A 22202-nucleotide genomic window follows, 5' to 3' on the forward strand; every position below is an offset into this window, starting at 1 on the left:
CCACTGCTTATTGCATTGGCCTCGCTGGTAACAAAACCCCTTCACATAACAGACACCATGGGCAGCGCGCCTTGCGCGCACCGCCCAACAGCGCCTGCAGTGTCAGAACATCACGCGTTCATGATCGACACCAGGCGTGTATTCAAGTGCGCCTCAATGGCTTCCGTGCCGCCTTCTGAGCCATAGCCCGAATCCTTCAAGCCACCAAACGGCAGCTCAGCCGCAGGGGCCGCCGCCTGGTTGATCCAGAGCATGCCCACTTCCAGGCGCTGGGACAGCAAGTGGGCGTTTTTCAGCGAGGTGGTGAAGGCGTAACCGGCCAGGCCAAACGGCAGGCGGTTGGCTTCGGCGATGGCGTCTTCGATCTTTTCAAAGCCACGCACGGCGGCCACGGGGCCGAAGGGTTCTTCGTTAAAGATGCGGGCCGACAGGGGCACGTCGTTGAGCACGGTGGGCTGGAAGAAGTTGCCTTCCGATCCAATGCGCTGGCCACCGACAGCCACCTGGGCGCCGTGCTGCACGGCGTCGGCCAGCAAGTCAGCCATGGCGGTGATGCGGCGGGGGTTGGCCAGAGGGCCCATCTGTGTGCCTTCGGCCAGGCCGTCGCCCACTTTCAAGCCCTGCGCGTGGCGGGCCAGTGCGGCCACAAATTCACCGCGGATGCTTTCGTGCACCAGAAAGCGCGTGGGCGAGATGCACACCTGCCCCGCGTTGCGGAACTTGGCACCGCCTGCGGCGCGGATGGCCAGCTCAACGTCGGCGTCCTCGGCCACGATGACGGGGGCGTGGCCGCCCAGCTCCATCGTCACGCGCTTCATGTGCTTGCCAGCCAGGGCCGCCAGTTGCTTGCCCACGGGGGTAGAGCCGGTGAAGGTGACCTTGCGGATGACCGGGTGCGGGATGAGGTAGTTGGAGATTTCTGCCGGGTCGCCATAGACCAGGCCCACGGTGCCTGCAGGCACGCCTGCATCGGCAAAGGCGCGGATCAGCTCGGCGGGGCTGGCGGGGGTTTCTTCAGGCGCCTTAACGAGGATGGAGCAGCCTGCGGCCAGGGCGGCAGCGAGCTTGCGCACCACCTGGTTGATGGGGAAGTTCCACGGCGTGAAAGCAGCCACAGGGCCCACGGGGTCCTTGATCACCAGCTGCTGGGCCTTGAGGTTGCGCGAGGGCACGATGCGGCCGTACACGCGCTGGGATTCGTCGGCAAACCATTCGATGATTTCTGCGGCCGACATGGTTTCGACCTTGGCTTCGGCCAGGGGTTTGCCCTGCTCTTGCACCATGATGGCGGCGATGGCGTCGGCGCGTTCGCGGATCAACGCAGCGGCGCGGCGCATGGTCTTGGCGCGGTCCACAGCGGGGATGTCGCGCCAGGCTTCAAAGCCTTTTTGGGCGGCTTCCAGGGCGCGGTCCAGGTCGGCCTTGCCCGCGTGGGCCACCCGGCCAATTTCCTTGCCGGTGGCGGGGTTGTGCACGGCAATGGTCTTGCCGTCCGCAGCGTCCTGCCATGTGCCTGCAATGAAAAGACGGGTGTGGGGGTAGCTCATGCAAAAACTCCTGTGGATGGAACAAAAGACGGTGGCCAGCCCCGGGCCGGGCACCCTGGTGAATCTGCTTGAGCCCCAACAAGGCGTTGGGGGCCAAGCGCGCCCCACACTATAGGCGCAGCGCCAGCGGGCCGCCGTGGTTGTATGACAACCCGAGGCGAAGGTGGGGGTACTTGCCCCCTGCCCTTCGCACCCTGTCCACGCCCGCCGTCGCGCTGCGCCCTCGCCTGCAGGTCAGGGGGCTGCGGCCACACGCGGGGCCGCATCGCCCCAGTCGCCACCCAGGGCCCGGATGAGCCCCACCGTGGCCGTGTACTGCGCGGTGCGCACCTGCAGCGCCTGGCGACGGTTGCGCAGTTCGCTGCGGCGGGCGTCCAGCAGTTCCAGCTGGCTGACCAAGCCGTTGCGGTAGCGCGTGTCTGACAGCTGCGTGGCGCGGCGGGCGGCCGTCACTGCGCGGCCTTGTGCCTCGGCCTGGCCAGCAAGCCAGCGCAGCGAAGCCAATTGGTCTTCCACCTCGCGGAAGGCGGTGAGCACCTGCTCGCGGTGGCTGGCCAGGGCCTGCTCCAACCGGGCGTTGGCGCCCTGCACTTGCGCGTCGCGCTGGCCGCCGTCCCACAGGGGCAGCGAGAGCAAGGCACTCACGCCCCAGGCGCGGGCCGACCACTTGAAGAGGTCGCCCAGCTCGGGCGATGCGTGGCCCGCATTGCCCGTGAGCGTGATGGCCGGGAACCAGGCCGTTTGCGCCACACCCACACGGGCCTGCGCGGCCATCACTGCAGTCTGCGCAGCCGACACATCGGGCCTGCGGGCCAGCACGGTGCCAGGCACGCCGGGGGGGATGACCGGCAGGGCCGCATCGCTGGCAGCAGCTGGCAAGGCAAAGCCGCCAGGCACCTCGCCCACCAGCACGGCCAGGGCGTTGGACAGCAGCGCCTGCTGGCGTTGCAGGGCCAGGGCTTCGGACTCGGTGGCGGCCACCTCGGTCTGCACGCGGGCCACGTCCAGCTCGGCCACATCACCGGCCTGCTGGCGGCGCTGGGTCAGGCGCAGGGTGTCTTGGTACGCGGCCAGGCTTTCATTGACGAGTTGCAGCTCGGTCTGCGCAGCCCGCAGCTGCAAATAGGTTTGCGCCACGTCGGCCTGCACCATCAGGCGCGTGCTTTGCAGCAGCGCGGCGCGGGCATCGGCGTCCAGCCGCGCGGCATCGCTGGTTTGCGACAGCTTGCCAAACAGGTCCAGCTCGTACGACACATTGAGCCCGGCCGTGCCCAGTGTGGCGGGGGTGGCACTGCCCGTGGTGGCGGCACCGGCCTGGCGCGTCACGCCCGCCGATGCGCCCACCTGCACCGAGCGCGCAGCGTCGGCCGAGCGCAGCAGCGAGCGGGCCTCGGCCAGCCGCCCAGCGGCTTGCTGGATGCTGGTGTTGGCGCTGCCTGCGCGCTGTACCAGGTCGGCCAGCGCGGGGTCTTGAAAACCCAGCCACCACTCGCCGCGGGGTTGGGCCTCAGCGGGCGGGGCCACCGTCCAGGGGGCGGGCGGCACGGCGGCTTGCTGGCTGCCTGCGCTGAAGGCCTCGGGCACAGGCACACCGGCGTGCGGTGCGGGCACCACCGGCTGCGTCATGCAGCCGGCCAGCACCAGCGCAGCGGCCAGGGGGACCAGCAGGCTGCGCCTGCGGGCGGCGGGGGTTGGCACGGCCCCGGGATGATTTGCGTTGTCTGTCATGTTGAATCTCCTGCCGGGCCCACAGCCCCGGTCTTCCAGGGCTGTGGGCGGCTTTGGGCGCAGGGCCTGGGCCCATTGCAAATAGCTCAAAGGCACAAAGGCGTTCAGGCACCTTCATGGGGGTGGCGGGGCGCTGCCAGCACGGGGTGCGCGGCACTGCCTGCGGCGTGCGGAGCATGCGAGATGGGCGCCACGTGCGCGCCATGCTCCACCAGCGGGCGGTTGCCTGCCAGCTTGCGCAGCAGCACGTAGAACACGGGTGTGAGGAACAGGCCAAAGGCTGTCACCCCAATCATCCCGGCGAACACGGCCACGCCCATGGCGCTGCGCATTTCTGCGCCCGCACCGGTGGACAGCACCAGGGGCAGCACGCCCATCACAAACGCCAGCGAGGTCATGAGGATGGGGCGCAGACGCAGCCGGCTGGCCTCAATGGCAGCCTGCACGGGGCTGCGGCCCGCAAACTCCAGCTCGCGCGCAAACTCCACGATCAGGATCGCGTTCTTGGCCGATAGCCCCACCAGCACGATGAGCCCGATCTGCGTGAACACGTTGTTGTCGCCCTTGGTGAGCCACACCCCCGTCATCGCCGCCAGCAGGCCCATGGGCACGATCAAGATGATGGCAATGGGCAGCGTGAGGCTTTCGTACTGCGCAGCCAGCACCAGGAACACCAGCAAGATGGCCAGCGGGAACACCAGCACCGCAGAGTTACCCGCCAGGATTTCCTGGTAGGTCAGCTCGGTCCATTCAAACGTGATGCCCTGGGGCAGCGTCTCGGCTGCAATGCGCTCGATGGCGGCCCGGGCCTGGCCCGACGAGAAACCGGGCGCAGGGCCACCGTTCACATCGGCGGCCAGGTAGCCGTTGTAGCGCATGGCACGCTCAGGGCCAAAGCTGGGCTCGATCTTCATCAGCGCAGACAGCGGCACCATCTCGCCCGTGCTGGAGCGCACCTTGAGCGCCGCCACATCTTCAGCCCGCGCACGGTAGGCCGCATCGGCCTGCACGCGCACGCTGTAGGTGCGGCCAAACTGGTTGAAGTCATTGGCGTACAGGCTGCCCAGGTAGATCTGCAGGGTATCGAAGATGTCCGTCACGGGCACGCCCAGCTGACGCGCCTTGGTGCGGTCGATGTTGGCGTACAGCTGCGGCACATTGACCTGCCAGCTGGTGAACAGCCCAGCCAGCTCGGGCGTCTGGTAGGCCTTGCCCATGAAGGCCTTCACGGCGCCGTCCATGGCTTCGTAGCCCAGCGAGGCACGGTCTTCGATCTGCAGCTTGAAGCCGCCGGTGGTACCCAGGCCTGCCACGGGTGGCGGCGGGAACATGGCGATGAACGCTTCCTGGATGCTGCCAAACGCCTGGTTCAACTGCATGGCCACGGCACCGCCACTTTGGTCAGCGCGGGTGCGCTCGGCAAAAGGCTTGAGCGTGACGAACACGATGCCCGAGTTGGAGCTGTTGGTGAAGCCGTTGATCGACAGGCCCGGGAAGGCGATGGCGTCTTCCACATTGGGGTTGGTCTTGACGATTTCACCCATGCGGCGGATCACATCTTCGGTGCGGTCCAGCGTGGCGCCATCGGGCAGCTGGGCAAAGCCCACCAGGTACTGCTTGTCTTGCGCAGGCACAAAGCCGCCAGGCACTACCTTGAACAGGCCCCAAGTGGCGCCCACCAAGGCCAGGTAAATGACCAGCATCAGCGCCTTGCGGCCAATGACGCGCTTGACGCCACCGCTGTAGGCATCCGATCCGCGCTGGAACACGCGGTTGAAGGCGCCAAAGAAGCGGCCCAGCACCTTGTCCATGCCGCGCGTCAGTGCGTCCTTGGGCTCGTGGTGGCCCTTGAGCAGCAGTGCGCTCAGCGCGGGTGACAAGGTCAGCGAGTTGATGGCCGAGATCACCGTGGAGATGGCAATGGTGACCGCAAACTGGCGGTAAAACTGGCCCGTGAGCCCGCTAATAAAGGCCAGCGGCACGAACACCGCCACCAGCACCAGCGCAATCGCGATGATGGGGCCAGAGACTTCACGCATGGCGCGGTAGGTGGCTTCACGCGGGGTCAGGCCCGCCTCGATGTTGCGCTCTACGTTCTCCACCACCACGATGGCGTCGTCCACCACGATACCGATGGCCAGCACCAGGCCGAACAGGCTCAAAGCGTTGATAGAGAAGCCAAGCAGGTGCAGCACCGCAAACGTGCCCACCACCGACACCGGCACGGCCAGCAGCGGGATGATGGAGGCGCGCCAGGTCTGCAGGAACAAGATCACCACAATCACCACCAGGGCGATGGCTTCGATCAGCGTCTGGATGACGGACTTGATGGACGCACGCACGAACTGTGTGGGGTCGTACGCAATGCGGTACTCCACGCCTTCGGGCATGTTCTTCTGGATCTCGTCCATGGTCTTGCGCACATTGGCCGAGATGTCGAGCGCGTTGGAGCCGGGCGCCTGGAACACGCCCATGCCCACGGCGGGGTCGTTATTGAGCAGAGAACGCAGCGAATAGTCGGCAGCACCCAGCTCCAGGCGGGCGATGTCGCGCAGGCGTGTCACCGCGCCGTCGGCGCTGGTCTTGACGATGATGTCGCCAAACTCTTCCTCGGTCGTCAAACGGCCTTGGGCGTTGATGGACAGCTGCAGGTCCACGCCCGGCAGGCCGGGCGAAGCACCCACCACACCGGCAGCCGCTTGCACGTTTTGCCCGCGGATGGCAGACACCACATCGCTGGCCGAGAGGCCGCGCTGCGCGACCTTTTGGGGGTCGAGCCACACACGCATCGAATAGTCGCCGCCGCCAAAGATCTGCACCTGGCCCACACCGCCAATGCGGGCGAGCCGGTCCTTCACGTTGAGCACGGCGTAGTTGCGCAGGTAGTCGATGTCGTAGCGGTTGTTGGGCGAGACCAGGTGCACCACCATGGTCAGGTCAGGCGCGCTCTTGACGGTGGTGACACCCAGGCGGCGCACTTCCTCAGGCAAGCGCGGCTCGGCCTGCGAGACGCGGTTTTGCACCAGCTGCTGTGCCTTGTCGGGGTCAGTGCCCAGCTTGAAGGTCACCGTCAGCGTCATCACGCCATCGGTCGTGGCCTGGCTGCCCATGTAGAGCATGCCTTCCACACCGTTGATGGATTCCTCCAGCGGCGTGGCCACGGTCTCGGCGATCACCTTGGGGTTGGCACCTGGGTACTGGGCGCGCACCACCACCGATGGTGGCGCGACCTCGGGGTACTCAGAGATGGGCAGACCGCGCAATGCGATGAGCCCCCCCAGGAAAATGAGCACCGACAGCACCCCGGCAAAGATGGGGCGGTCAATGAAAAAACGGGACAGGTTCATACAAATATTCCTGATGGCTCAAATCACTCGCGGCGCTCACACAGCGGGCGACTTGGTGGCGCCTTGGGCTTGCTTGCGCTCACCGGGCACCTCTGCTTTGGCCGACATGGGCACGGCTTGCGGTGCCAGCACAGCACCGGGGCGCACGCGCTGCAGGCCGTTGACCACAATGGTCTCGCCCTCCTTCAGGCCCGAGGTGACCACGCGCAGGCCGTCCACCGGGGCGCCCAGCGTCACCTCGCGGTACTCGGCCTTGTTGCCTTCGGCCACCACCATCACAAACTTCTTGCTCTGGTCGGTGCCCACGGCACGCTCGTTGATGAGCACCGCCTGCGTGTTGCGCGCCTGGCCCATGCGGATGCGTGCAAACTGGCCAGGGATGAGTGCGCCGTCGGCGTTGTCAAACACGGCACGCACGCGCACGGTGCCGCTCTTAGCGTCCACCTGGTTGTCAATCAGCTGCAGGTGGCCGGCGTGCGGCGTGCCGCCACTGGTGCTGGTGCCCGTGCCCATTTGCACGGGGATGCGCTCCAGCAACTGGCGCGCACTTTGCCCCTTGGCGCCGCTGCCCAGGTCTTGCAGGGCCTTCACCACGATCTGCTCGTCGGTGTCAAAGCTCGCGTAGATGGGGCTGACAGAGACGAGCGATGTCAGCACCGGCGCGCCCGCACCGGCGGACACCAGGTTGCCCACCGTGACTTCGATGCGGCCCACGCGGCCCGCCACCGGCGCGCGCACCTGGGTGTACGACAGGTTCAGGCGTGCGGTTTGCAATGCGGCCTGCGCAGCACGCAGGTTGGCATCGGCCTCGCGGTGGGCGTTCTGGCGTTCGTCGTGCTCGCGCTGGGCGATGGCGCTTTCTTGCAGCAGACGGGTGGAGCGGTCCAGCTCACTGCGGGTGTACGACACCCGGGCCTGCGCGGCGGCCACCTGGGCTTCGGCGCGGTCCACCTCGGCGGCGTAGGGGGCGGGGTCCACCGTCACCAGCAGGTCGCCCTGCTTGACGAGGGCCCCCTCCTTGAAGTGCACGGCCTGCAGCGCACCCGCAACGCGGGGGCGCACCTCCACGCGCTGCACGGCCTCCAGGCGGCCCGAGAACTCGTCCCACAGGGCTATGTCTTTTTGCAGCACAGCGGCCACCGACACGGGCACGCCCTGCGGGGCGGCCCCTGCCGTGGGCGATTCAGCGTGCGAGTCTTGCAGGCCCAAGGCCGTGCCCCCCACAGCCACAGCCGCCGCAATGGCGCCTGCCGTGGCCCACCAGCGGCGGCGGGGCGAAGAGAGAAGTGCGTTGTTCATGGTGTTTTCCTCCGTGTCATTGATTCGGTTCATCAGGTCTGTCCAGGTCTGCCGGGCATGCCGCTGGTGGCGGGCCCGCAGGGCTCAAAAGGCTCTCAGCGCCATTCGGAGCTGTCTCAAACGCCCCATACAGGAGAGCGCTGCAAAGCACAAAAATCCAGGCAAAGCACATCCCTCCGGCACTTCGGGCCAGATTCAAAATAGGTTGCGAAATCCAAGGGCAAGGCTGCGCCCAGCCAGCTCTGCAAGCAGGCTGGGCCAGCGGCGATCAAGCGCCGGTCAAGGGGTCAAGGTCATCGGTGCGATCTGTGTCAGGACGGGGCCCGACATCGGGTGGCTTCAAAAAACCGCCGGAACTCCTCTTGCACCGCACCGGCGCAAGGGCATTCGTGCGGGCCAGTCTCCAGCAAAGGCTCAGGCCATTTCTCGGCTTTGGCAAACACATGCTGCGTCACCACCAAGCCTGCGGCGCGCAGCCGGGCGGCATAGGCCAGGGCCTCGTCGTGCATGGGGTCGGTGTCACCCACCAAAATCAGCGTGGGAGGCAAGCCTGCCAGGCGGTGCGCAGAAGCCGGTACCGCGTAGGGGTGCTCGGCATCGCGTGGGCAGCGCAGGAAGTTGCGCCAGCCCTCCACCCACTTGCAGTCCACCGCGTCACCTGTCACCTGCCGCTGCGAGGCTGTGCCCACGCAGGGGTCGAGCATGGGCGAGAGCAAAATTTTCCCAGCCAGCGGAGGGTGGGACTGGTCACGCGCCATCAGGGCCACGGCAGCAGCCAGGTTGCCACCAGCCTCTTCGCCTGCCAGGTACACCAGCGCGCCCTGTCCGCCCAGCTTGGTGCGGTTGCGGTGCACCCACTTGAGTACGTCGTAGCCGGTGTCCACGGGTTGTGGAAACGGAGTGAGCGGATAAGCCACCGACACCACCACGGCGCCAGCGCCTTCCAGCAGGCCACCCACGGTGCAGCCATTGTCCAGGTCACCCGACACAAAGGCTCCGCCATGAAAGTGCACCACCACTGGCGAGGTCTGGCCCGTCTTCTTGCGGCCGTACATGCGCACCGCCACGCTTTGGCCGGCAGCCAGTTCAATGGCGCTATCGACACAACGCGCTGCGGCTGGCTGCACCTTGGGTGCGGCGGCTGGCTTGGACTGCGGGGCGGGACGGGGGGCGTCGGGTTGCATGGCATGGCCCCGGAAAGGGGACCCTAAATCTTGGGATGGTTGAAATGTACCGACACAGCAGCACCTGATAAACCCGGCAAACACCACCGCAGTGTTTCCAAAAGCTCAACAATCAAGCCATAGGTTGCGTGTGAGAATTCTTCAGCCCCCGCAGAACAAAGTTCTGCGGGGGCTGATCAACCCGTTTCGAGGAGGGGCCATGGACCAAATTCAGGCCATGCGCATATTCACCCGTGTCGTAGAAGCAGGCACATTCACGCGGGCAGCCGACTCTTTGTCGCTGCCCAAAGCCACCGTCACCAAGCATGTGCAGGCGCTGGAGGAGCGACTGCGCGTGAAGCTGCTCAACCGCACCACGCGCCGCGTGACAGTGACTGCCGACGGCGCCGCTTACTACGAGCGTACGGTGCGCCTGCTGGCCGACCTGGACGACATCGAAGCCAGCATGACCAACGCCCGCGCCAACCCGCTTGGGCGGTTGCGGGTAGACGTGGGCACCTCGGTGGCGCAGTTGCTCATCATTCCGCACCTGGCCGAGTTCCAGGCCCGCTACCCCGACATCCAGCTGGACCTGGGCGTGAGCGACCGCACGGTGGACCTGATTGGTGACAACGTGGACTGCGTCATTCGCGGCGGGGCGCTGAGCGACCAGTCGCTGGTGGCGCGGCGCATCGGCAACCTGGAGTTCCTCACCGTAGCGTCGCCCGACTACCTGGCGCGCAAAGGCACGCCCGCGCACCCCCTGGAAGTCGAAGAAAAGCACTCCAGCCTGCTGTATTTCTCGCCCCAGTCTGGGCGGCACTACCCGCTGGAGTTCCGCAAGGGCACCGAGTCCATCGACATCCACGGGCCGTACCAGGTCAGCGTGAACGAGGCCAATGCCTATGTGTCTGCAGCGGTGCAAGGCCTGGGCATCGCGCAGATCACCAGCTTTCAGGCGCAGCGGCACTTGCAAAGCGGTGCGCTGGTGCAACTGCTGCCTGAGTGGACCCAGCCCTTGCTGCCCGTCTATGTGGTGTACCCGCCCAACCGGCACCTCAGCGCCAAGGTGCGCGCGTTTGTGGACTGGGCCGCAGAGCTGTTTCAGCGCGAACCTTACATGCAGCGCACCGAATCGCCTTCGGCGTGAGAACCTGTTCAAAGGCCGGTGCCCACAGCATCCAGTCGCTTTATGCTCTGGGCCTATGAACACACCCCAAGCGCCCCAGGGGCCGCAGCCCCACAGCACTGACGCGCCAGACGGCACCAGCCCCGTGGCCGCCCCCTCCACCACCCCAGAGCCCACGGTGGCCGCTCCTGCCCCACCCGCCAAGCAGGCGCGCAATCCCTTGCATGGCATCACGCTGGAGGCCATCGTGGTGGCACTGTCAGACCACTATGGCTGGGCAGAGCTGGGCCGACTGGTGCCGGTGCGCTGCTTTCAAAGCGACCCCAGCGTCAGCTCCAGCCTGAAGTTTTTGCGCAAGACGCCGTGGGCGCGGGAAAAGGTAGAGAGCCTCTACCTTTTCATGCTGCGCCAGCAACGGCGCAACGGGTAAACCGCGCCTGGCGCAGTGGTCAGCCTCAGTCGCTGACCGCCACCAAAAAGTCGCGGCTGATGCCCGCGCCCAACTCGTTCACCTTGTCGAGGAACTGGGTCAGGAAGGCATGCAGGCCCTGCGACAGGATCTCGTCGATGCGGCCATATTGCAGATCGGCCAGCAGACGGCCTGCGCGGCGCTGGGTTTCTGACGAGTGGTCGTTGGCCAGCACGCTCAGGTTCTCCACCACTTCATGCAGGCTGGCGTGCAGCGAGCGGGGCATGTCGCGCCGCAAGATCAGCAAGTCCGCCACCCGCCCGGGCGTGATCACGTCGCGGTACACCTTGCGGTACACCTCAAACGCCGAGACGCTGCGCAAGATAGCGCTCCAGTGGTAGAAGTCGTTCTCCTGGTTGCGCTCGCTGGCGCGGCCAAAGAAGTCGTTCTGCACAGCGTGGAATTTCACATCCAGCAAACGCGCTGTGTTGTCGGCCCGCTCCAGGAACGTACCCATGCGCAGAAAGTGAAACGCCTCGTCTTGCAGCATGGTGCCCAGCGTCACGCCGCGTGAGAGGTGCGAGCGGTATTTGACCCATTCAAAAAACTGCCCCGGGTCGCGCTCAAACGCATTGCCTTCCAGCTGGCGGTGCAGCTCCAGCCAGGTCTGGTTGATGGTTTCCCAGACCTCGGTGGTCAAGGCACCGCGCACGGCCCGTGCGTTTTCGCGCGCTGCGCGCAGGCACGACACGATGGACGATGGGTTGTTGCCATCACGCACCATGAACTCCAGCACACGCTCGGGCGTCACCTCGCCATGCTTGGTGGTGTAGGCAGGGATCAGTTCGCTGATGGACAGCAAGCCCTCCCACCCCTCTTGCGCGGCCTCGGCAGCCTGGGGCAAGAGCGAGGTGTCGTAGCTCACGTTGAGCATGCGGGCGGTGTTCTCTGCCCGCTCTGTGTAGCGAGACATCCAGAACAGATGGTCGGCAGTGCGGCTCAGCATGCGGCCTCCTTGATCGAGCAGGGCAGAGAACCCCGCACGTGCTGCGCACGCGCGCGGTGTTGTGTTGAAAGCGCGCCTGCGGCACGCTTTTCTGCCCGCTCGGTATAGCGAGACATCCAGAACAGATGGTCGGCAGTGCGGCTCAGCATGCGGCCTCCTTGATCGAGCAGGGCAAGTCGGTAATAGGGCTAAAGCTCAGCATCATTCAGTCCCTCCATTTCCCAGCACCCAGGTGTCTTTGGTGCCGCCGCCTTGTGACGAATTGACCACGAGTGAGCCCTCTTGCAAGGCCACGCGCGTGAGGCCTCCGGCCACCATCTGCACTTCGCGCCCGCTGAGCACGAAGGGGCGCAGGTCGATATGGCGTGGGGCAATGCCGCTGTCCACAAAGGTGGGGCAGCTCGACAGGCTGAGCGTGGGCTGCGCGATGTAGCCTGCCGGGTTGGCCAGCAGGGCACCGCGAAAGGCTTCGATCTCGGCCTGCGTGGCGGCAGGGCCGATGAGCATGCCGTAGCCGCCCGCGCCGTGCACTTCCTTGACCACCAGGTCCTTGAGGTTTGCCAGCACGTACTGCAGGTCGTCCTGCTTGCGGCACATCCAGGTGGGCACGTTTTTCAGGATGGGTTCCTGGCCCAGGTAGAAGCGAATCATCTCGGGCACATAGGGGTAGACCGATTTGTCGTCGGCCACGCCGGTGCCCACGGCGTTGCAGATGGCCACGTTGCCAGCGCGATACGCCTCCATCAGGCCGTAGCAACCCAGGGTGGACTTGGGCCGGAAGACCTGAGGGTCAAGGAAGTCGTCGTCCACACGGCGGTAGATCACGTCCACCCGCTGCAGGCCGCGCGTGGTGCGCATGTAGACGAACTTGTCGCGCACCACCAGGTCTTGCCCTTCCACCAGCTCCACGCCCATTTGCTGGGCCAGGAAGGCGTGCTCAAAGTACGCGCTGTTGTGCATGCCCGGCGTGAGCACCACCACGGTGGGGTCGTCCGCCGTGGCGGGGGCGCTGGCGCGCAGGGTGTCCAGCAGCATGTCGGGGTAATGCGCCACCGGCGCCACCTTGTACTGGCTGAACAGCTCGGGGAACAGCCGCATCATCATCTTGCGGTTTTCGAGCATGTAGCTCACGCCGCTGGGCACGCGCAGGTTGTCTTCGAGCACGTAGTACTCGCCCTTGCCCTGGGCATCGGGCGCACGCACGATGTCGATGCCTGCAATGTGCGCGTAGATGTTCTGCGGCACCTGCACGCCGGCCATTTCGGGGCGGTATTGGGCGTTGTTGAGGATCAGGTCGGCAGGCACGATGCCCGCGCGGATGATGTCTTGCCCGTGGTAGACGTCATGGATGAAGCGGTTGAGCGCAGTGACCCGCTGCACCAGGCCCTGCTGCATGCTGCTCCATTCGTGCGCAGGAATGATGCGGGGGATGAGGTCGAACGGGATGAGCCGTTCGTTGCCCGCGCCGCCCTCGTCCTTGGCGCCATAGACGGCGAAGGTGATGCCCACGCGCCGGAAGATCATTTCGGCTTCGGCCCGGCGGGCCTGCATCACGTCAGGGGGCTGTTGGGACAACCACTGCGCATAGCGCTTGTAGTGTTCGCGCACATCGCTGCCTGCATAAGGAAGCGTGGCGTACATCTCGTCAAATTTCTGCATGAACTGGCCTCCTGCGGTCAGGATAGCAAGTTGTGCGCCCGACTCTCGGCTGGATGCCCCGAAACCAGCACAAACCCTGACAAGGGTCGAAGGCGAACGCCGTTGCGCGCCCAATCCCTTGGGCGATCTCTCAGAACCTGTTCTCAGGGCACAGCGTGCTGCCAATACCGGCGCCCGGTGTCGCGCTCACAGGCCACGGCCTGGGGCTGCGCAGACGACCAGCTCGCCGCGCCGCAGCGGGCAGACTCCACCACCGGCACATTGCGCTGGGCATAGCGCTGCAGCACTTCGGGCGCGGGGTGGCCAAAGCGGTTGCGGTAGCCAGACTGCACCAAAGCAGTGCGAGGCTGGACGGCATCCAGGAACGCGCCGCTGGACGAGGTTTTGCTGCCGTGGTGCGGCACCAGCAGCACATCGGCCTTCAGGGGCGCCGCGCGGGCCAGCAGGGCCTGCTCTTGCGGGGCTTCGATGTCGCCCACCAGCAAGGCCACGGCCTGGACGCCCGGCACGCCTGCGGCACTGCTCACCCGCAGCACACAGCTCAGGGTGTTGGGGCGTACAGGGCTAATGGGGCGATCAAGGTGGTCGCTGCGGTCCAGCTCGGCGCCCGTGGGGTGCAGCACCTCCAACGCCACGCCATCCCACTCCCAGCGCTGCCCGGCCACACAAGGGGTGGCCGGGCGCAGGGCCTGCAGCGCATGCTCGGCTTCGATCGAGCCCGTCAACGCCGCTGCGGGCTGCTGGGCCAGCACGGCAGCCGCACCCCCGGTGTGGTCAGCATCGCGGTGGCTGAGCATGAGCACATCCACCCGCTCGCCCAATGCCCGCAGCAGCGGCACCAGCACGCGGTGGCCCGCATCGCTCTCGCGGCTGAAGCGCGGGCCTGCGTCGTACAGCAAGGTGTGCGTGGCCGTGCGCACCAGCACCGCGTTGCCCTGGCCAATGTCGGGCGCCAGCAGCTCAAACTGGCCCACCGCAGGCCGGGGCGCCTGCCAGCACAGCAGCGGCACCAGCAAGGGCAGCGCCCACAGACGCAACGGCCAGGGCAGGCGCATGGCCAACAAACAGCCACCCAGCAAAGCCAAAGCGCCAGCCCATAACGGCGCAGCAGGCAAGAACACCACGGCCCAGGGCCAACTGGCCAGCCACTGCAGCCCCGCGGCCAGGGGCTGCAAGGCCCACGCCGCCAGCGACCACAGCGGCGCCCACACCACCCCGGCCAGCGCCAGGGGCGTGACCACCAGCGTGACCCAGGGTATGGCCAGCAAATTGGCCGCAAACCCCACCACCGACACCTGGCCAAACAGCAGCAGGCTCAGCGGCGTGAGCGCCAGCGTCACCACCCACTGCTCTCGCAATAATGCATAAAAATGGCCTCTAGCGCTTTTAGGATAAGCGCTAGCAGCTACAAAATCAGTAGCAAACAACACCCCCACCGCCACAAAGCTCAGCCAAAACCCCGCCTGCCACAGCGCCCAGGGGTCCGTCAGCACCACGGCAGCACAGGCCAGCAGCCACACCTGCGGCCAGGGCCAGCGGCGGCCACTGAGCTGCAGGGCCGCCACCACGGCCAGCATGGTCACCGTGCGCTGGGCGGGCACACCCCAGCCGCTGAACAAGGCGTAGCCGCCCGCCAGCACCACGCCACACACCAGGGCCGCCGTAGGGGCAGGCACGGCCAGGCACAGGCGCCGCGAACGCCGCCACAGCGCCCCCACCACGGCCGCAGCCAGCCAGGCAAACAAAGTGATGTGCAGGCCCGAGATGCTCATCAAATGGGCCACGCCAGTGGCGCGGAAGATGTCCCAATCGGCACGGTCAATGGCCCGCTGGTCGCCAGTGACCAGCGCAGCCACCACGCCAGACACACGCGCTGCGGCAGGCGCACCCAGCGCACTCGGGGCATCCTCATCCCCCACGGGGCTGCCTGCCAGGCGCTGCACGATGGCGTCGCGCACCGACTGGCGCCACTGCTCCACCGGGTGGCGCCAGGTGCTGGCCAGCCGCTCTGGGGGCGGGTCCTTAGGCCCGCCACGGACGTAGCCTGTGGCCTGCACGCCCTGCTCCCACAGCCACAGCTCGTAGTCAAAACCGTGCGGGTTGCGCAGGCCGTGGGGGGCCTTCAGGCGCACCGTCATGCGCCAGCGCTCGCCCGCGCGCAACTCGGGCGGCTGGCGCTGCAGATCGGCCAGGCCCTGCGCGTCACGCAGCGCGCCGCCGTACCAAGACACATCGATCAATGCGGGCACCTGCGGCGCAGCGCCCTGCCGATCGGGTGGACGGGCCTTGCCCGGCGTCCCAGGCACCGTCGCCCATTCGGCCGACTCCACCTCCAGCCGCAGGCGCACCCCGGCCTCGCTGCGCTGGGGCATGGCCGCCACCACGGCGGTGATGCGCAGGTCCTGCCCCTCCAGGGCCGCAGGCAGGCCCTCCCCGGCAAACAAGCTGGCCCGCAAGCCACACAGGGCAAAGGCAGCCACCAACCCCCAAGCCAGGGCAGCCACCCACCACCCCGCCTGCCACCTGGGCGCCGCCCCCACAGCCCCCAAAGCACCTGCAGGCCCTGGGCGCAAAGCCCTGCCAAGCCATCGCCTGCGCAGGGATTTGCGCCACACCACGGCGGCGCCCGCCCCCAGGGCCCCCAGCAAAGCCCAGCCATACACCGCCACAGGCCACAGCACGGGTTGCCACAGTTGCAGGGCTGATCCCACCACCACACCCATGAGCACCGCAGACAAGCGCCAAGGCTGGCGCGAATCATCGTGGCCCTCATGCTCTCCATGCCCGCCGTGCGCCCCTTGCCCCGTGGCGCCGCCATCGCCCTCGCCCACCTCACGGGGCAGCGGCGGCGGGACATTAGAAGGACTTATGGCAAACATGGGCTGATGCTAATGCGCCTTGCAGCAGCCCCGCGCGCACGGTGCACAGCCACGGCTGTGTAACACTTGGCGCCGCAGCCCGGTGCAGGCATTGCCAGCACTGGGCCTTTATTTCTCGCACCGTTTTCCCGCGCCGATGGCGCACAGCAACCAAGGAAGTCCACCATGAGCGTTTACGACAAACTGAAAGAACTCAACATCACCCTGCCCCCCGTGTCGGCCCCCGCAGCCGCCTACGTGCCTTATGTGCAAACGGGCAACCTGGTGTTCCTCTCCGGCCACATCGCCCGCAAGGACGGCAAGCCCTGGGCCGCGCAGTTTGGCAAGAACATCACCACCGAAGAAGGCAAGCTGGCCGCACGCGCCGTGGCCATCGACCTGATGGGCACACTGCACGTGGCCACGGGCGGTGACCTCAACCGCATTCAGCGCATCGTCAAGGTGATGAGCCTGGTCAACTCGACCGGCGACTTCACCGAGCAACACCTGGTGACCAACGGTGCCAGCGAGCTGCTGGGCCAGGTGTTTGGCGACAAGGGCGTGCACGCCCGCAGCGCCTTTGGCGTGGCCCAAGTGCCCATGGGCGCTTGCGTGGAGATTGAACTGATTGCCGAACTGGCTTGATACCGAGCTACTGCGCACAACAAAAAAGCCAACCGGCGACGGTTGGCTTTTTTACTTTCAGGCCAGCGCGCGTCACTCCACGCGGGTCACCGCGTTGGGCTTGAAGCCCAGGTCTGCCGCCTTGCCCTTGCGGCCGCGCGCGGCACGGGCGTTGTTCAGGCTGCGAATCTCCAGCGTCTCATCGCGCACCTTGCCGCCCCGGCCGATACCGTCGAGGCGAATGCTGCGCGTGTAGGCTGCAGCGCCTGCGAGCTGGTCTTTGTCTTCCAGGTCGATCAGCATCAGGCCCCGGCCGCCGTTGGCCATGGTTTTCAGCTCGGTGATCTCGAACGTGAGGATGCGCCCGCCCGTGGAGGCGCAAGCCACATGCGTGGCGGGCAGCACCGGCTTGCTGCCCGTGGTGCCTGTGGCGTGCGATGGCACGCACACGGTTTCGCCCTCGCCCAGCGTGAGGAAGGCCTTGCCGCCCTTTTGGCGCGACACCATGTTCTCGACCGCTGCCAAAAAGCCATAGCCGCCTGAGTTGGACAAGAGCAGCGTGGCGTTGGCAGGCCCGGCAAAGTAGTGCAGCACCTGCGTGCCAGTTTCCAGCTCGATGAGCGTGGTCACCGGCTGGCCGTCACCGCGCGCACCGGGCAGCAGCGACACGGCCACCGAGTACACGCGGCCGTTGCTGCCAAAGGCCAGCAGGGTATCGACCGTGCGGCATTCGAACGTGCCATACAGCCCGTCGCCCGCCTTGAAGGCAAAGCTCGCGGCCTCGTGGCCATGGCCGGTGCGGGCGCGCACCCAGCCTTTTTGCGAGACGACCACCGTTACAGGCTCGTCCACCACCTTGACTTCGGCCACAGCCTTCTTCTCGGCCTGGATCAGGGTGCGGCGGGGGTCGGCAAAGGTCTTGGCGTCCGCCTCAATCTCTTTGACCATGGTGCGGCGCAGCGAGCCGGGGTTGTTCAGGATGTCTTCGAGCTTGCCCTGGCTTTCGCGCAGCTCTTTCAGATCCTGCTCGATCTTGATGGCTTCGAGCCGGGCGAGCTGGCGCAGGCGGATTTCAAGAATGTCTTCGGCCTGCCGGTCGCTGAGGTTGAAGCGCGCAATCAGCGCCGCCTTGGGCTCCTCGGCGTGGCGGATGATGGCGATCACCTCGTCGATGTTGAGCAGCACCAGTTGCCGCCCTTCGAGGATGTGAATGCGTTCCAGCACCTTGTTCAAACGGTGCTGGGTGCGGCGGGTGATGGTGGTCTGGCGGAAGGCAATCCACTCTTCCAGCATCTGCCGCAGGGATTTTTGGGTGGGTCGGCCATCGAGCCCCACCATCGTGAGGTTGATGGGGGCCGAGGATTCGAGGCTGGTGTGGGCCAGCAGCGCGGTGATCAGCTCCTGCTGCGGGGTCTTGCCTGTTTTGGGCTCGAACACCAGGCGCACAGGGGCGTCTTTGCTCGACTCGTCACGCACCACGTCCAGCACGGCCAGCATGCTGGCTTTGAGCTGAGTCTGGTCCTGGCTCAGGGCCTTCTTGCCCGCCTTGACCTTGGGGTTGGTGATTTCCTCGATCTCTTCGAGCACCTTTTGCGTGCTCACGCCGGGTGGCAACTCGTTGACCACCAGCTGCCACTGGCCACGCGCCATGTCTTCGATCTTCCAGCGCGCACGCACCTTGAGGCTGCCCCGGCCCGTGCGATAGGCATCGGCAATGTCGCCCGCGCTGCTGATGATCTGGCCGCCGCCGGGGTAGTCCGGGCCGGGCACCAGGGCCAGCAGTTCTTCCTGGCTCAGCGACGGCGTCTTGATGAGCGCAACGCAGGCGTCGGCGATCTCGCGCAGGTTGTGGCTGGGGATTTCGGTGGCCAGGCCCACGGCAATGCCGCTGGCGCCGTTGAGCAACGCAAATGGCAGGCGAGCGGGCAGCTGGCGCGGCTCCTCGGTGCTGCCGTCGTAGTTGGGCATGAAATCCACGGTGCCTTCGTCGATCTCATCCAGCAGCAGGCTGGTGATGCGCGACAGGCGGGCCTCGGTGTAGCGCATGGCAGCAGCGCCGTCGCCGTCACGGCTGCCGAAGTTGCCTTGGCCGTCGATCAGCGGGTAGCGCTGGGCAAAGTCCTGCGCCATGCGCACCAGCGCGTCGTAGGCCGACTGGTCACCGTGCGGGTGGAAGCGGCCCAGCACATCGCCCACCACGCGGGCGCTCTTGACGGGCTTGGCCGCCGCGCTGCGCGTGGGGCCGCTGTAGCCCAGGCCCATGCGGTCCATTGAATACAGAATGCGCCGCTGCACGGGCTTGAGGCCATCGCACACATCGGGCAGCGCACGGCCCTTGACGACCGACAGCGCGTATTCCAGGTAGGCGCGCTGGGCGTAGCCCGCCAGGCCCAGGGAGTCGCCCCCGTCGTCGCCTGCGGTGGTGAAATCTAAAGTGGGTTGGTCGCTCATTCGTTAGCGCTCATTCGTTCGGAATCGTCGGTAGAGGTTCGTTGCTGGCGCGGGTGTGCGCCACCAAAGTGTCGGGCGGCAGGTTGCCACGGCCTTGGGCGCCGCCCTGCAATTGCATGCGCACCCGCCCCGGCGCTGCGCGCTGGGCCAGCACGGGGGCGGGCGGCTTGAGCTGGGTGTACAGCGCCAGCACCGTGCGCACGTAGTTCTGGGTTTCTTTGAAGGCAGGGATCTGGTTACCGGCTTTTTGCACCGCGCCCTCGCCCGCGTTGTAGGCCGCCAGGGCCAGGTCCATGCGACCAGGGAACAGGTCGAGCAGGTAACGCAGGTAGCGCGTGCCGGTGGGCACGTTCACGGCGGGGTCGGTCAGCTTTTGCTCCAGCGAGCGCTTGGCATCGGCCCGCACGCCAAAGCGGCTGGCCGTGGCGGGCATGAGCTGCATCAGGCCCACCGCACCTTTGGGCGAGACGGCCTGCGCATCAAAACCCGACTCGGTGGCAATCAGCGCCTGCAGCAGTTCATAGTCCACCGCCTGCTGCTCTGCGGCGGCGCGCAGGTGGTGCTTGATGCTTTTGTAGCCCGGCGCGATGTCAAAAAACGCCAGCAGGCGCGCACCGGCGCTGGGCATGCCGTGCGGGGTGGCGGGCGCGCCTGAAGGCATGTCACGGGTCGAATCGAACTCGGTGCCCCGAAAGAAGAGCTGGTACCGCGCATCGAGCTGCTCGGCTGCAAAGTGCGTCACCCCGCGCTCGTCCACATGCGCCCACAGGTCGGCATGGGCATGCTGCTGCAAAAAGCAGAGCAGCAAGCCCAATACAGACCAGCGCCAGAGGCAGATTTTGCGAAGTGGTGTCATGGCAAGCAGCGTGGGCGCCTGTGGCTCAGCCCGTCAGATATCGATCTCGACCGCATCGCCATGCAGCTCCATCAGCTCGCGGCGCGCGGCGGCTTCGCCCTTGCCCATGAGCTTGGTGATGAGGCCTTCGGTGGCGGCAAAGTCCACGTCGCCCAGCTGCACGGGCAGCAGGCGGCGGGTGTCGGGGTTGAGCGTGGTTTCCCACAGCTGCTCGGCATTCATCTCGCCCAGGCCCTTGAAGCGGCTGATCTGGCACTTCTCCTTGGGTACGCCGTCCTTGGCGCATTTGTCGAGGATGGCCGTCAGTTCACCTTCGTCCAGCGCATACATCTTGGCCGCAGGCTTTTTGCCGCGCGCGGGCACATCCACACGGAACAGCGGTGGGCGTGCCACGTAGATGTGACCGGTTTCGATGAGCTTGGGAAAGTGGCGGAAGAACAGTGTGAGCAGCAGCACCTGGATGTGCGAGCCGTCCACGTCGGCATCACTCAGGATGCAGACCTTGCCGTAGCGCAGGCCGCTCAGGTCGGGCGTGTCATTGGGGCCATGCGGGTCCACGCCAATGGCCACCGAGATGTCGTGAATTTCGTTGTTGGCAAACAGGCGGTCGCGCTCCACTTCCCAGGTGTTGAGTACCTTGCCGCGCAGCGGCAGGATGGCCTGGCTTTCCTTGTCGCGGCCCATCTTGGCACTGCCACCGGCCGAGTCGCCCTCGACCAGGAAGACTTCGTTGTGGGCGATGTCCTTGCTTTCGCAGTCGGTGAGTTTGCCGGGCAATACGGCCACGCCGGAGCCCTTGCGCTTTTCAACCTTCTGCCCAGCCTTCTGGCGGGTTTGGGCAGCCTTGATGGCCAGCTCGGCCAGCTTCTTGCCGTATTCGACATGCTGGTTCAGCCACAGCTCGAGCGCGGGGCGCACAAAGCCGCTCACTAGGCGCACCGCGTCGCGCGAGTTCAGGCGTTCCTTGATCTGGCCCTGGAACTGCGGGTCGAGCACCTTGGCTGAGAGGACATAGCTGGCGCGCGCAAACACGTCCTCGGGCAGCAGCTTCACGCCCTTGGGCAACAGGCTGTGCAGTTCGATGAAGCTCTTGACCGCGTTGAACAGACCGTCGCGCAGGCCACTTTCGTGGGTACCGCCCGCGCTGGTGGGAATCAGGTTGACGTAGCTCTCGCGCACGGGCTGGCCGTCTTCGGTGAAGGCCACGCACCACGAGGCACCTTCGCCTTCTGCAAAGCTCTCATTGCCGCTGTCGGCGAAGCCTTCGCCTTCAAACAACGGGATCACCGGGTCGCCGTTGAGCGTCTGCATCAGGTAGTCGCGCAGGCCGCCTTTGTACTGCCAGGTCTGGGTGTCGCGCGTCTTCTCATTGACCAGCGATACGGACACGCCCGGCATGAGCACCGCCTTGCTGCGCAGCAGGTGGGTCAGCTCGCCCATGGGCAGCGCGCTCGACTCGAAATATTTGGCATCAGGCCACACCCGCACCGAGGTGCCCTGCTTGCGCTCGCCCGCCTCCAGCGGGCGGGCCACCAGCGGCTCGACCACATCGCCGCCCGAGAACACCAGGCGGGCCGACTGGCCCTCGCGGTGGCTGGTGGCTTCGAGCCGCGTGGCCAGCGCGTTGGTCACGCTCACGCCCACGCCGTGCAGGCCGCCCGAGAAGCTGTAGGCCCCGCCCTTGCCCTTGTCGAACTTGCCGCCCGCGTGCAGGCGGGTGAAGACCAGCTCAATCACCGGGGCCTTTTCTTCAGGGTGCATGCCAAACGGAATGCCCCGGCCATCGTCTTCGATGCTGACCGAGCCGTCGGCGTGCAGCGTGACTTTGATCTTTTTGCCGTAACCCGCCAAAGCCTCGTCGGCGGCGTTGTCCAGCACCTCCTGGATGATGTGCAGGGGGTTGTCAGTGCGGGTGTACATGCCCGGGCGTTGCTTGACGGGCTCCAGGCCCTTGAGCACGCGGATCGAGCCTTCGGAATATTCGCTAGCGGAGACAGTAGTGGGTTTGGCAGCCATGGCGCGGATTGTAGTGCGGCAGCGCAACAAAGGCTGGATAAAACAACAGCCCAAACGCCTCAGCGGCCCTCCTCCCGCAGCCCCGCCCCTGCTGCCAACTGTATTGGTCG

15 protein-coding genes are annotated in these 22202 nt (G+C 66.3%); 3 read left to right on the forward strand and 12 right to left on the reverse strand.

Annotated features, from left to right (window positions below):
• Positions 1-110: 110 nt before the first annotated feature.
• From CLU86_RS12240 to CLU86_RS12260, 5 genes are all read right to left on the reverse strand, one after another.
• Positions 111-1547, reverse strand: coding sequence for an NAD-dependent succinate-semialdehyde dehydrogenase (locus CLU86_RS12240; protein ID WP_099741787.1), 1437 nt, complete (start codon positions 1545-1547; stop codon positions 111-113).
• A 234-nt stretch (positions 1548-1781) separates the two neighbouring features.
• Positions 1782-3275, reverse strand: coding sequence for an efflux transporter outer membrane subunit (locus CLU86_RS12245; protein WP_099741788.1), 1494 nt, complete (start codon positions 3273-3275; stop codon positions 1782-1784).
• A gap of 104 nt (positions 3276-3379) precedes the next feature.
• The gene (locus CLU86_RS12250) at positions 3380-6622 is read right to left on the reverse strand and encodes an efflux RND transporter permease subunit (RefSeq protein WP_099741789.1); all 3243 of its coding nucleotides are present in this window, start codon (positions 6620-6622) and stop codon (positions 3380-3382) included.
• A 36-nt stretch (positions 6623-6658) separates the two neighbouring features.
• Entirely contained in the window at positions 6659-7921 is a 1263-nt protein-coding gene (locus CLU86_RS12255) for an efflux RND transporter periplasmic adaptor subunit (RefSeq protein WP_099743541.1), read from the reverse strand.
• Between the two features lie 311 nt (positions 7922-8232).
• Positions 8233-9105 (reverse strand): alpha/beta hydrolase, encoded by an 873-nt coding sequence (locus CLU86_RS12260; protein ID WP_099656317.1) that lies wholly within the window; start codon positions 9103-9105, stop codon positions 8233-8235.
• A 199-nt stretch (positions 9106-9304) separates the two neighbouring features.
• Between CLU86_RS12260 and CLU86_RS12265 the strand changes: the two genes are divergently transcribed.
• Together CLU86_RS12265 and CLU86_RS12270 are read left to right on the forward strand one after the other, a co-directional pair.
• A complete protein-coding gene (locus CLU86_RS12265) occupies positions 9305-10234 on the forward strand; it encodes a LysR family transcriptional regulator (protein WP_099741790.1) in 930 nt (309 codons plus the stop codon).
• Positions 10235-10289: 55 nt separating this feature from the next.
• Entirely contained in the window at positions 10290-10643 is a 354-nt protein-coding gene (locus CLU86_RS12270) for a VF530 family DNA-binding protein (RefSeq protein WP_099741791.1), read from the forward strand.
• 25 nt (positions 10644-10668) lie between these two features.
• On the opposite strand, the gene CLU86_RS12275 is transcribed toward CLU86_RS12270, so the two are convergent.
• From CLU86_RS12275 to CLU86_RS12290, 4 genes are all read right to left on the reverse strand, one after another.
• A complete protein-coding gene (locus CLU86_RS12275; protein ID WP_099656320.1) occupies positions 10669-11628 on the reverse strand; it encodes an alpha-E domain-containing protein in 960 nt (319 codons plus the stop codon).
• Entirely contained in the window at positions 11622-11777 is a 156-nt protein-coding gene (locus tag CLU86_RS12280; protein WP_099741792.1) for an alpha-E domain-containing protein, read from the reverse strand. The genes CLU86_RS12275 and CLU86_RS12280 overlap by 7 nt, the downstream gene beginning before the upstream one ends.
• Positions 11778-11829: 52 nt before the next feature.
• Entirely contained in the window at positions 11830-13287 is a 1458-nt protein-coding gene (locus CLU86_RS12285) for a circularly permuted type 2 ATP-grasp protein (protein ID WP_099741793.1), read from the reverse strand.
• 143 nt (positions 13288-13430) lie between these two features.
• Entirely contained in the window at positions 13431-16010 is a 2580-nt protein-coding gene (locus CLU86_RS12290) for a DNA internalization-related competence protein ComEC/Rec2 (protein WP_233195275.1), read from the reverse strand.
• A gap of 321 nt (positions 16011-16331) precedes the next feature.
• Between CLU86_RS12290 and CLU86_RS12295 the strand changes: the two genes are divergently transcribed.
• Positions 16332-16790: a RidA family protein gene (locus tag CLU86_RS12295; protein WP_099741795.1), complete on the forward strand. Its 459-nt coding sequence runs from the start codon at positions 16332-16334 to the stop codon at positions 16788-16790.
• Between the two features lie 72 nt (positions 16791-16862).
• Here CLU86_RS12295 and parC read toward each other — a convergent pair whose 3' ends face one another.
• The 3 genes from parC to CLU86_RS12310 are packed head-to-tail and all read right to left on the reverse strand — an operon-like array spanning position 16863 to position 22092.
• Positions 16863-19220 carry a DNA topoisomerase IV subunit A gene (gene parC, locus CLU86_RS12300; protein WP_099741796.1) on the reverse strand — a complete coding sequence of 786 codons (2358 nt, stop codon included), beginning with the start codon at positions 19218-19220 and terminating at the stop codon, positions 16863-16865.
• Positions 19221-19230: 10 nt separating this feature from the next.
• Positions 19231-20076, reverse strand: coding sequence for a lytic transglycosylase domain-containing protein (locus CLU86_RS12305; protein ID WP_099741797.1), 846 nt, complete (start codon positions 20074-20076; stop codon positions 19231-19233).
• A gap of 33 nt (positions 20077-20109) precedes the next feature.
• Complete coding sequence (locus CLU86_RS12310) at positions 20110-22092, reverse strand: DNA topoisomerase IV subunit B (protein WP_099741798.1); 1983 nt, start codon at positions 22090-22092, stop codon at positions 20110-20112.
• Positions 22093-22202: the final 110 nt, after the last annotated feature.

It is taken from the genome of Acidovorax sp. 62 (assembly GCF_002754495.1).
GTDB lineage: Bacteria > Pseudomonadota > Gammaproteobacteria > Burkholderiales > Burkholderiaceae_C > Acidovorax.